At 38.6% G+C, this 10,030-nt stretch carries 5 protein-coding genes and 2 rRNA genes (1 of these 7 cut by a window edge); all 7 read left to right on the forward strand.

Annotated elements, in window-relative coordinates:
- Positions 1-80 precede the first annotated feature (80 nt).
- Complete coding sequence (gene yaaA / locus MHB75_RS12950; RefSeq protein ID WP_141272244.1) at positions 81-308, forward strand: S4 domain-containing protein YaaA; 228 nt, start codon at positions 81-83, stop codon at positions 306-308.
- Positions 309-311: 3 nt separating this feature from the next.
- Positions 312-1,427, forward strand: a complete 1,116-nt coding sequence (recF, locus tag MHB75_RS12955) for a DNA replication/repair protein RecF (RefSeq protein WP_141272242.1) — start codon at positions 312-314, stop codon at positions 1,425-1,427.
- Between the two features lie 70 nt (positions 1,428-1,497).
- Positions 1,498-3,417, forward strand: coding sequence for a DNA topoisomerase (ATP-hydrolyzing) subunit B (gene gyrB, locus MHB75_RS12960; RefSeq protein WP_141272240.1), 1,920 nt, complete (start codon positions 1,498-1,500; stop codon positions 3,415-3,417).
- Between the two features lie 28 nt (positions 3,418-3,445).
- Positions 3,446-5,929: a DNA gyrase subunit A gene (gyrA, locus tag MHB75_RS12965; RefSeq protein WP_340998172.1), complete on the forward strand. Its 2,484-nt coding sequence runs from the start codon at positions 3,446-3,448 to the stop codon at positions 5,927-5,929.
- 153 nt (positions 5,930-6,082) lie between these two features.
- Complete coding sequence (locus tag MHB75_RS12970) at positions 6,083-7,156, forward strand: HD-GYP domain-containing protein (RefSeq protein WP_340998173.1); 1,074 nt, start codon at positions 6,083-6,085, stop codon at positions 7,154-7,156.
- 426 nt (positions 7,157-7,582) lie between these two features.
- A 16S ribosomal RNA gene (locus MHB75_RS12975) occupies positions 7,583-9,130 on the forward strand.
- Between the two features lie 361 nt (positions 9,131-9,491).
- Positions 9,492-10,030: ribosomal RNA gene (locus tag MHB75_RS12980) — 23S ribosomal RNA — on the forward strand; it runs 2,391 nt beyond the window's last position.
- The 16S and 23S rRNA genes sit together here, the layout of an rRNA operon.

Here is a 10,030-nt window from a genome sequence, read left to right on the forward strand (position 1 = left end):
TTTTAATACCTATTTTTACTTATTGCTTAAAATTCGGTATAATAGAAAGATAAAGAATCGTTATGAAAAGGATGAAAACTGTGAACGAAATCGTAATAGACACTGAATATGTAACATTAGGTCAATTTTTAAAAATGGTCGACCTTATTAGTTCTGGAGGCCAAGCAAAATGGTACCTTGCTGAGAATGATGTATTTGTGAATGATGAGTTAGAAGATCGCCGAGGAAGAAAATTAAGACACGAAGATATTGTGGAGTTACCTGAGGTAGGGAGATTTATTGTGAAAGATGCATTTCTTGAGGAATAATGCATGTATATTGAACGCTTAAAATTACATGATTACCGAAATTACAATTCTTTTGAATTAAATTTTTCTAAAACGATTAATATCTTTATCGGTGAAAATGCACAAGGTAAGACAAATGTCATGGAAGCAATTTATGTTTTAGCGATGGCAAAATCACATCGAACATCGAATGATAAAGAATTAATCCAGTGGGGCGCTGAGTATGGTAAAATAGAGGGAGACATTCAAAAACGATATGGAAAACTCCCTCTAGAACTTACAATCTCCAAAAAAGGTAAAAAAGCGAAAGCAAATCACCTCAATCAAAGTAAATTAAGCGAATATATTGGACAAATGAATGTAGTCATGTTTGCTCCTGAAGATTTAAATGTCGTCAAAGGAAGTCCACAGTTGCGCAGGCGTTTTTTAGATATGGAGATTGGTCAGATTTCGCCGACTTACTTACATGATTTATCTAGCTTTCAAAAAATATTAAAACAGCGTAATCATATTTTGAAAAAAAATCAGGGAAAACGAAATTTAGATGATTTAAGTTTTGATATTTTCACTGAACAATATGTTGCCGCTGCAGTGAAGGTTATTCGTAAACGTTTTGAATTCATGGAATTATTACAAGAGTGGGCTGCGCCTATTCATTTTGGAATCTCAAGGGAAAAAGAAAAGCTAGAAATTCACTATAAAGCTGTAAGTGGATTAGAAGCTTCTTGGGATTCAACAGCTATGGAAGAACATCTATTAGCTAAATTAAAAGAACAAAAAAATCGAGAGCTTGAGCGTGGTGTTACATTACTTGGTCCGCACCGTGATGACTTACAATTTATGGTAAATAGTTATGATGTACAAGTATATGGTTCACAAGGTCAACAACGCACAACAGCACTTTCTTTAAAATTAGCTGAGATTGAATTAATTAAACAAGAAGTGGGAGAAGCGCCGATTTTATTATTGGATGATGTTTTATCTGAATTAGATGATTATCGCCAATCCCATTTATTAAACACAATACATGGCGATGTACAAACATTTGTTACAACAACGAGTGTAGATGGCATTGACCACAATACAATACGTGAAGCAAAATTGTTTCACGTGAAACAAGGTTCTGTAGATTCTGAGTAACAGTATTTACAGAACCTTATCAAATCAAAAGACATCTAAATGTTATATGAAAGAGTAGGTGGAACCAGTTATGACGTTAGAAGAGAAAAATCCAACTTCATATGATGCCGAGCAGATTCAGGTTTTAGAAGGATTGGAAGCTGTTCGTAAAAGACCAGGTATGTACATTGGATCGACCAGTTCTAAAGGTCTTCATCATTTAGTGTGGGAAATTGTGGATAACAGTATTGACGAAGCTTTAGCAGGTTACTGTGACACGATTACTGTTGCAATTGAAAAAGATAATTGGATACGCGTAGAGGATAATGGGCGTGGTATTCCAGTTGATATACAAGAAAAAGTTGGTAAGCCAGCTGTAGAAGTTATTATGACAGTACTACATGCAGGTGGTAAATTTGGCGGTGGCGGTTATAAAGTTTCGGGCGGTTTACATGGTGTAGGTGCTTCAGTAGTAAATGCACTATCTGTCGAAACAAGCGTACAAGTTCATCGTGATGAAAAAATCCATGAAATCATCTTTGAACGTGGTCAAGTTGTACAAGAGTTAAAAGTGATTGGTGAGACAAATCATAATGGTACAACAACGCGTTTTAAAGCAGACCCAGAAATTTTCAAAGAAACAACTGTATATGAATATGATATTTTAGCGCATCGTATTCGAGAATTAGCATACTTAAATCGTGGTATTACGATGATTATTATTGATGAACGACCAGGTAGCGAACGTCGTGATGAGTTTCACTATGAAGGCGGTATCAAATCATATGTAGAACATATCAATGAGAACAAAGATCCACTTCACCCAGCGATTGATTTAAAAGGTGAAAAGGACGGCATTTCTGTAGAGATTGCAATGCAATACAATGATGGCTTTGCATCCAATATTTTCTCTTTTGCTAATAATATCAATACGTATGAGGGTGGAACACATGAATCAGGTTTTAAAACTGCCTTAACACGTGTGATTAATGATTATGGACGTAAAAATAATCTAATAAAAGAAAATGATGCGAACCTTACAGGTGAAGATGTACGGGAAGGGTTAGTTGCGATTGTTTCAATTAAACATCCTGATCCACAATTTGAAGGTCAAACAAAAACAAAATTAGGTAACTCGGAAGTTAGTACGATTACGAATTCATTATTCTCAGAACGCTTCGAACGTTTCTTATTAGAAAATCCAAATGTGGCACGTACAATTATCGACAAAGGTTTAATTGCCTCTCGTGCGCGCGTAGCTGCTAAAAAAGCACGTGAAATGACACGTCGTAAATCAGCTTTAGAATTTTCAAGCCTTCCTGGTAAACTTGCTGATTGTTCATCTCGTAATCCAGCTGACTGTGAGATTTACATTGTAGAAGGAGACTCTGCAGGTGGGTCTGCAAAATCTGGACGTGATCGTCATTTCCAAGCAATTTTACCGCTGAAAGGTAAAATTTTAAACGTTGAAAAAGCACGTTTAGATCGTATCTTATCAAACGAGGAAATTCGCGCGATGATTACAGCCATCGGTACAGGTATTGGTGAAGAATTTAATTTAGAAAAAGCACGTTATCATAAAATCGTTATTATGACAGATGCCGATGTTGATGGTGCGCATATCCGTACATTACTATTAACATTCTTCTTCCGTTTCATGCGCCCATTGATTGAAGCAGGCTATGTGTATATCGCACAACCGCCACTTTATCAAGTGAAGCAAGGGAAGCATTTAGAATACTGTTATAGCGATGCGGAATTACAAGAAATTTTAAATCGTTTACCAAGTCAACCAAAACCAATGACACAACGTTATAAAGGTCTTGGTGAGATGAATGCAGAGCAGCTGTGGGATACAACCATGGATCCAGAACATCGTGTATTATTACAAGTTGAATTAGATGATACAATTGAAGCAGATCAAGCATTTGAACAATTAATGGGTGATGATGTAGAACCACGTCGTCAATTTATTAATGAGAATGCAGTATATGCAGATTTAGATATTTAAGTAAGGTTTTTGAAAGGAGGTTTACGTTTTGTCTGAAGAAAATCACTCCGGCGTAAAAGGAGTCAATATTACTAAAACAGTTAAAACAGCATTTTTAGATTATGCTATGAGTGTAATCGTTTCACGTGCATTACCAGATGTGCGTGATGGATTGAAGCCAGTTCAAAGACGTATTTTATATGGAATGCAGGAGCTAGGTAGTACATCGGATAAACCATATAAAAAATCTGCACGTATTGTTGGGGATGTTATGGGTAAGTATCACCCGCATGGTGACTCATCTATTTATGAAGCAATGGTACGTATGGCACAGGATTTCAGTTACCGTTACATGCTTGTAGATGGGCATGGTAACTTTGGTTCGATTGATGGTGACGGTGCCGCAGCGATGCGTTATACAGAATCGCGTATGTCAAAAATCGCAATGGAGATGTTGCGTGACATTAACAAAAATACAATTGATTATAAAGATAACTACGATGGGAATGAACGTGAACCGGTTGTATTACCAGCGCGTTATCCTAATTTACTTGTGAATGGAACATCAGGTATTGCTGTAGGTATGGCAACAAATATCCCTCCTCACCAACTTGGTGAAGTGATTGATGGTGTTTTAGCAGTATCTGAAAATCCTGCAATTACGACAGAAGAATTAATGGAGATCATTCCAGGTCCAGACTTTCCTACAGGTGGTCTTATTCTTGGGCGCAGTGGAATTCGTCGTGCCTATGAAACAGGACGCGGATCAATTGTTGTCCGTTCAAAAGTTGAAATCGAACAAAAAACAAGTGGTAAAGAAGTAATCATTGTGAATGAACTTCCTTACCAAGTAAATAAAGCGCGATTAATTGAGAAAATTGCTGAATTAGTTCGTGATAAAAAAATTGATGGCATTACGAATATTCGAGATGAATCGGATCGTAATGGTATGCGTATTGTGATTGATGTACGTAGAGACGCAAATGCAAATGTTGTTTTGAATAATTTATATAAACAAACTGCAATGCAATCAAGTTTTGGTATTAACATGCTAGCTTTAGTAAATGGCCAACCGCAAACACTAAGTTTAAAAGAAGCTCTCTATCATTATTTAGAACATCAAAAAGAAGTAATTCGTCGCCGTACAGAATTTGAATTGAAGAAAGCTGAAGATCGCGCACATATCCTAGAAGGACTTCGTATTGCGCTAGATCATATCGATGCAATCATTCAATTAATTCGTAGTTCACAAACAGCAGATGAAGCGAAGCGAGCGCTAGGTGAGCAATATTCATTAAGTGAAAGACAAGCACAAGCAATTCTTGATATGCGATTACAACGTTTAACAGGTTTAGAACGCGATAAAATTGAAGAAGAATACAATGGTTTATTAGCTCTAATCGCAGAATTAAAAGAAATTTTAGCAAATGAAGGAAAAATCATTGCGATTATTCATGAAGAGTTAACAGAAGTAAAAGAGCGCTTCAATGATGCACGCCGTACAGAGATTATTGCTGGTGGCGCGAACATGATTGAGGATGAAGATTTGATTCCAAGAGAAAATTCGGTGTTAACACTTACACACAATGGTTATATTAAACGTTTACCTGCTAATACATACCGAAGCCAACGACGTGGTGGACGCGGTGTTCAAGGTATGGGAACGAATGAAGATGATTTTGTAGAACATTTAATGTATGCTTCAACACATGATACAATCCTATTCTTCACTTCAAAAGGTAAAACGTTTAAAGCGAAGGGGTATGAAATCCCTGAGTTTGGACGTACAGCAAAAGGTTTACCGATTGTGAATCTGTTAAATGTGGATAAAGATGAAAAAGTAACAGCGATGATTCGCGTTCCTTCATATGAAGAAGATGCTTACTTTATTTTCACAACGAAAACAGGTGTAACGAAACGTACATCATTATCAAACTTTGCAAACATTCGTACTAACGGTTTGATTGCTATTTCTTTACGTGAAGATGATGAATTAATCTCAGTGCGTTTAACAGACGGTACAAAAGAAATTATTATCGGAACACATCAAGGGATGTTAGTTCGTTTTAAAGAACAAGATATTCGTGCGATGGGACGAAATGCAGCTGGTGTTCGTGGTATTCGTTTACGTGACGATGACTATGTAGTCGGCATGGAAATCTTAGAAGAAGGTCAAGAGATTCTTGTTGTTACAGAAAAAGGTTATGGAAAACGTACTTCAGAAGAAGAATATCGTTTACAAACTCGCGGTGGCGTCGGAATTAAAACATGTCAAATTACAGATAAAAATGGTCCGGTAGTAGCAGTTAAAGCAGTTACAGGTGAAGAAGATATTATGCTTATAACAATTAACGGTATGTTAATTCGTATGGATGTAAATGATATTTCTCAAATTGGACGTAGTACACAAGGTGTTCGTTTAATTCGCTTAGCCGATGAAGAATTTGTTGCGACTGTTGCGAAAGTAGAAAAAGAAGATCCATCTGAAGAAGAATCTGAAAATCTTGAAGAAGAATCTACAGAAGAAGAATAGTTGTTAGACTTAGAAGAAATCACGTTAATATGCGTGATTTCTTCTTTTTATATTGGAACACATAAAAATTAGGTGTATATTTAATGAAAGTAGACTATTTAGTGGAAAATATGTGAATTGATTTTTTATAAAATAGAATGAGGAGGCAGTGAGTTGGATACAGTAAAAATTAATTTAGATGAAATAAAATTAGGTAGTGTATTAGCAGAAGATATTTTAGCGAACACACAGTATCCAATCGCATATAAGGATACAAGAGTAGACCGTGACATGTTGATGGTCTTTCAAGCGTTCAATATATCGATGATTCCAATATCAAAACAATCAATTGAATCTAAAAAAGAAGTAGTATATACAAAAGAAATTTTTAAAACAGATGAGCAGAACTTTGAGAAAAAACTTAAAACAAGTGTGCAAAAATTTAAATCTGAATTTTCTAACTGGGAAGCAGGCTCTAAAGTAGATATCGGTAAAGCACGAGATATTGTCATGCCGCTAATTGATGAGATGATTACAGATCGCACAAAAATCTTCACATTGAATGATTATGCGGATTCTAGAGAATATATTTATCATCATGCAGTAGCAGTAGCTTTAGTAGCAGCTGTTATTGCGAATAAGATGAAATATAACAAAGGTGATGTTCTACAAATTGCAACAGCTGCCTTGTTAGCTGATTGTGGTATGGCGAAGATTAGTAAGAGAATTCGAATGAAACCAGGTGCTTTAAATGAATTTGAATTTAAAGAAATCATGAATCATCCAATTCATAGTCTGAAGATGGTAAAAAATATACCGATTTTAAAACAAGAAATGAAGCTCGCGATTTTTCAACATCATGAAAAATTAGACGGAAGTGGTTATCCTAATCGAGTCAAAGGTGATTCAATTACACAGATATCTCATATTATTGCAATCGCAGATGTATTTCATGCAATGACTAGCGAACGTTTATACAAACCTAAAGAGTCTGTGTTTAAAGTAGTAGAAGTCATTAGAGAATCAGCATTTGGTAAGTATCGTATAGATGTCGTTCAGGCCTTATTGGCGTCAGTAGCAGATCTACCTTTAGGTACAGTAGTGGAACTGTCTAATGGATTAATCGGAACGATTGTTTATACAAATAATAATTTAATTACACGACCTACTGTTAAAATTGAGCATAGTGGAGAGATTATTGATTTGAGTTTAAAAAGAAATATGTTTATTCACCGAGTTCATATATAGAAGAAACACTTTGGAAATACACCACAGACAGTAAGTCTAAGGTGTATTTTTAAAATCTAAAGTTAATTTCATAAAAAAACTTGCACTTTATAAAAAAGTATTATATTATATAAAAGTTGCTGTTGGAAAACAGTTATAAAAATATTTTAAAAAAGCAATTGACTTCAATGAATTATTGTTATATAATTAAGGAGTTGTCCAGTTAAGAAATACCAACTGACACAAAAAACTTTTTTAAAAAGTTGTTGACTTCTAAGAAGTTATCATGATATAATGATTAAGTCGTTAAGGTGACGACGAAACAACATGAACCTTGAAAACTAAACAAGCAAGAAGATAATCACAAACAAGTCTTATCACATTAAGTGAATAAGCAATTGTTATCAAAAGATAACGCTAGCAAAGCAAATGAGCTTTCAAACTACTTTTATGGAGAGTTTGATCCTGGCTCAGGACGAACGCTGGCGGCGTGCCTAATACATGCAAGTCGAGCGAATGACGAGAAGCTTGCTTCTCTGATTTAGCGGCGGACGGGTGAGTAACACGTGGGCAACCTGCCCTACAGATTGGGATAACTCAGGGAAACCTGGGCTAATACCGAATAATCCTTCGAATCACATGTTTTGAAGTTGAAAGGCGCTTCGGCGTCACTGTAGGATGGGCCCGCGGTGCATTAGCTAGTTGGTGGGGTAACGGCCTACCAAGGCAACGATGCATAGCCGACCTGAGAGGGTGATCGGCCACATTGGGACTGAGACACGGCCCAAACTCCTACGGGAGGCAGCAGTAGGGAATCTTCCACAATGGACGAAAGTCTGATGGAGCAACGCCGCGTGAGTGATGAAGGTTTTCGGATCGTAAAACTCTGTTGTAAGGGAAGAACAAGTACGTTAGGAAATGAACGTACCTTGACGGTACCTTATTAGAAAGCCACGGCTAACTACGTGCCAGCAGCCGCGGTAATACGTAGGTGGCAAGCGTTGTCCGGATTTATTGGGCGTAAAGCGCGCGCAGGTGGTTTCTTAAGTCTGATGTGAAAGCCCACGGCTCAACCGTGGAGGGTCATTGGAAACTGGGGAACTTGAGTGCAGAAGAGGATAGTGGAATTCCAAGTGTAGCGGTGAAATGCGTAGAGATTTGGAGGAACACCAGTGGCGAAGGCGACTGTCTGGTCTGTAACTGACACTGAGGCGCGAAAGCGTGGGGAGCAAACAGGATTAGATACCCTGGTAGTCCACGCCGTAAACGATGAGTGCTAAGTGTTAGGGGGTTTCCGCCCCTTAGTGCTGCAGCTAACGCATTAAGCACTCCGCCTGGGGAGTACGACCGCAAGGTTGAAACTCAAAGGAATTGACGGGGGCCCGCACAAGCGGTGGAGCATGTGGTTTAATTCGAAGCAACGCGAAGAACCTTACCAGGTCTTGACATCCCAATGACCGTCCTAGAGATAGGATTTTCCCTTCGGGGACATTGGTGACAGGTGGTGCATGGTTGTCGTCAGCTCGTGTCGTGAGATGTTGGGTTAAGTCCCGCAACGAGCGCAACCCTTATTCTTAGTTGCCATCATTTAGTTGGGCACTCTAAGGAGACTGCCGGTGACAAACCGGAGGAAGGTGGGGATGACGTCAAATCATCATGCCCCTTATGACCTGGGCTACACACGTGCTACAATGGACGATACAAAGAGTCGCAAACTCGCGAGGGTAAGCTAATCTCATAAAATCGTTCTCAGTTCGGATTGTAGGCTGCAACTCGCCTGCATGAAGCCGGAATCGCTAGTAATCGCGGATCAGCATGCCGCGGTGAATACGTTCCCGGGCCTTGTACACACCGCCCGTCACACCACGAGAGTTTGTAACACCCGAAGTCGGTGGGGTAACCGTAAGGAGCCAGCCGCCTAAGGTGGGATAGATGATTGGGGTGAAGTCGTAACAAGGTAGCCGTATCGGAAGGTGCGGCTGGATCACCTCCTTTCTAAGGAATATAACGGAAAAGACCTTGGGTCTTATACAGATTATCTTACTTGCTGTTTAGTTTTGAAGGCTCATGCAAATGATCTTCAAACCTTGCTCTTGCGATTACTTGTCGCAGAGTAAAACTTGTTCTTTGAAAACTGGATAAAACGACATTGAAAGTAACACAAACACAAATTTCTTTTATAGATTTTGAATTATTAAGTTTTAATTTTTTAGGCTTAATGACTTATGTGAAAATTATTTCAAGATGCAAGTAAGACGCGAAAGCAAACGCAGTGAGAAGCGGAGTGTACATACGTACATGAGCATTCGAACAAGTGTAGCTGACAAAGTATTACGCAGCAGATTGGAATCAATTAGGTTAAGTTATTAAGGGCGCATGGCGGATGCCTTGGCACTAGAAGCCGATGAAGGACGGCACTAACACCGATATGCTTCGGGGAGCTGTAAGTAAGCTTTGATCCGGAGATTTCCGAATGGGGGAACCCACTGTTTTTAATCGAACAGTATCCTAACGTGAATTCATAGCGTTTTGATGGCAGACTCAGGGAACTGAAACATCTAAGTACCTGAAGGAAGAGAAAGAAAATTCGATTCCCTTAGTAGCGGCGAGCGAAACGGGAAGAGCCCAAACCAAGAAGCTTGCTTCTTGGGGTTGTAGGACACTCTACACGGAGTTACAAAGGAATGAGTTAAATGAAGCGGCTTGGAAAGGCCTACCATAGAGGGTAACAGTCCCGTAGTTGAAAGTTCATTCCCTCCAGAGTGGATCCTGAGTACGGCGGAACACGTGAAATTCCGTCGGAATCTGGGAGGACCATCTCCCAAGGCTAAATACTCTCTAGTGACCGATAGTGAACCAGTACCGTGAGGGAAAGGTGAAAAGCACCCCGGGAGG

The sequence above is a fragment of the Kurthia sp. FSL E2-0154 genome (genome assembly GCF_038003625.1).
GTDB lineage: Bacteria > Bacillota > Bacilli > Bacillales_A > Planococcaceae > Kurthia > Kurthia gibsonii.

Excerpts from the sequence above, each read along its gene's own strand:
- recF (WP_141272242.1), top strand. The coding sequence starts at position 312 with ATGTATATTGAACGCTTAAAATTACATGATTACCGAAATTACAATTCT.
- gyrB (WP_141272240.1), top strand. The coding sequence starts at position 1,498 with ATGACGTTAGAAGAGAAAAATCCAACTTCATATGATGCCGAGCAGATT.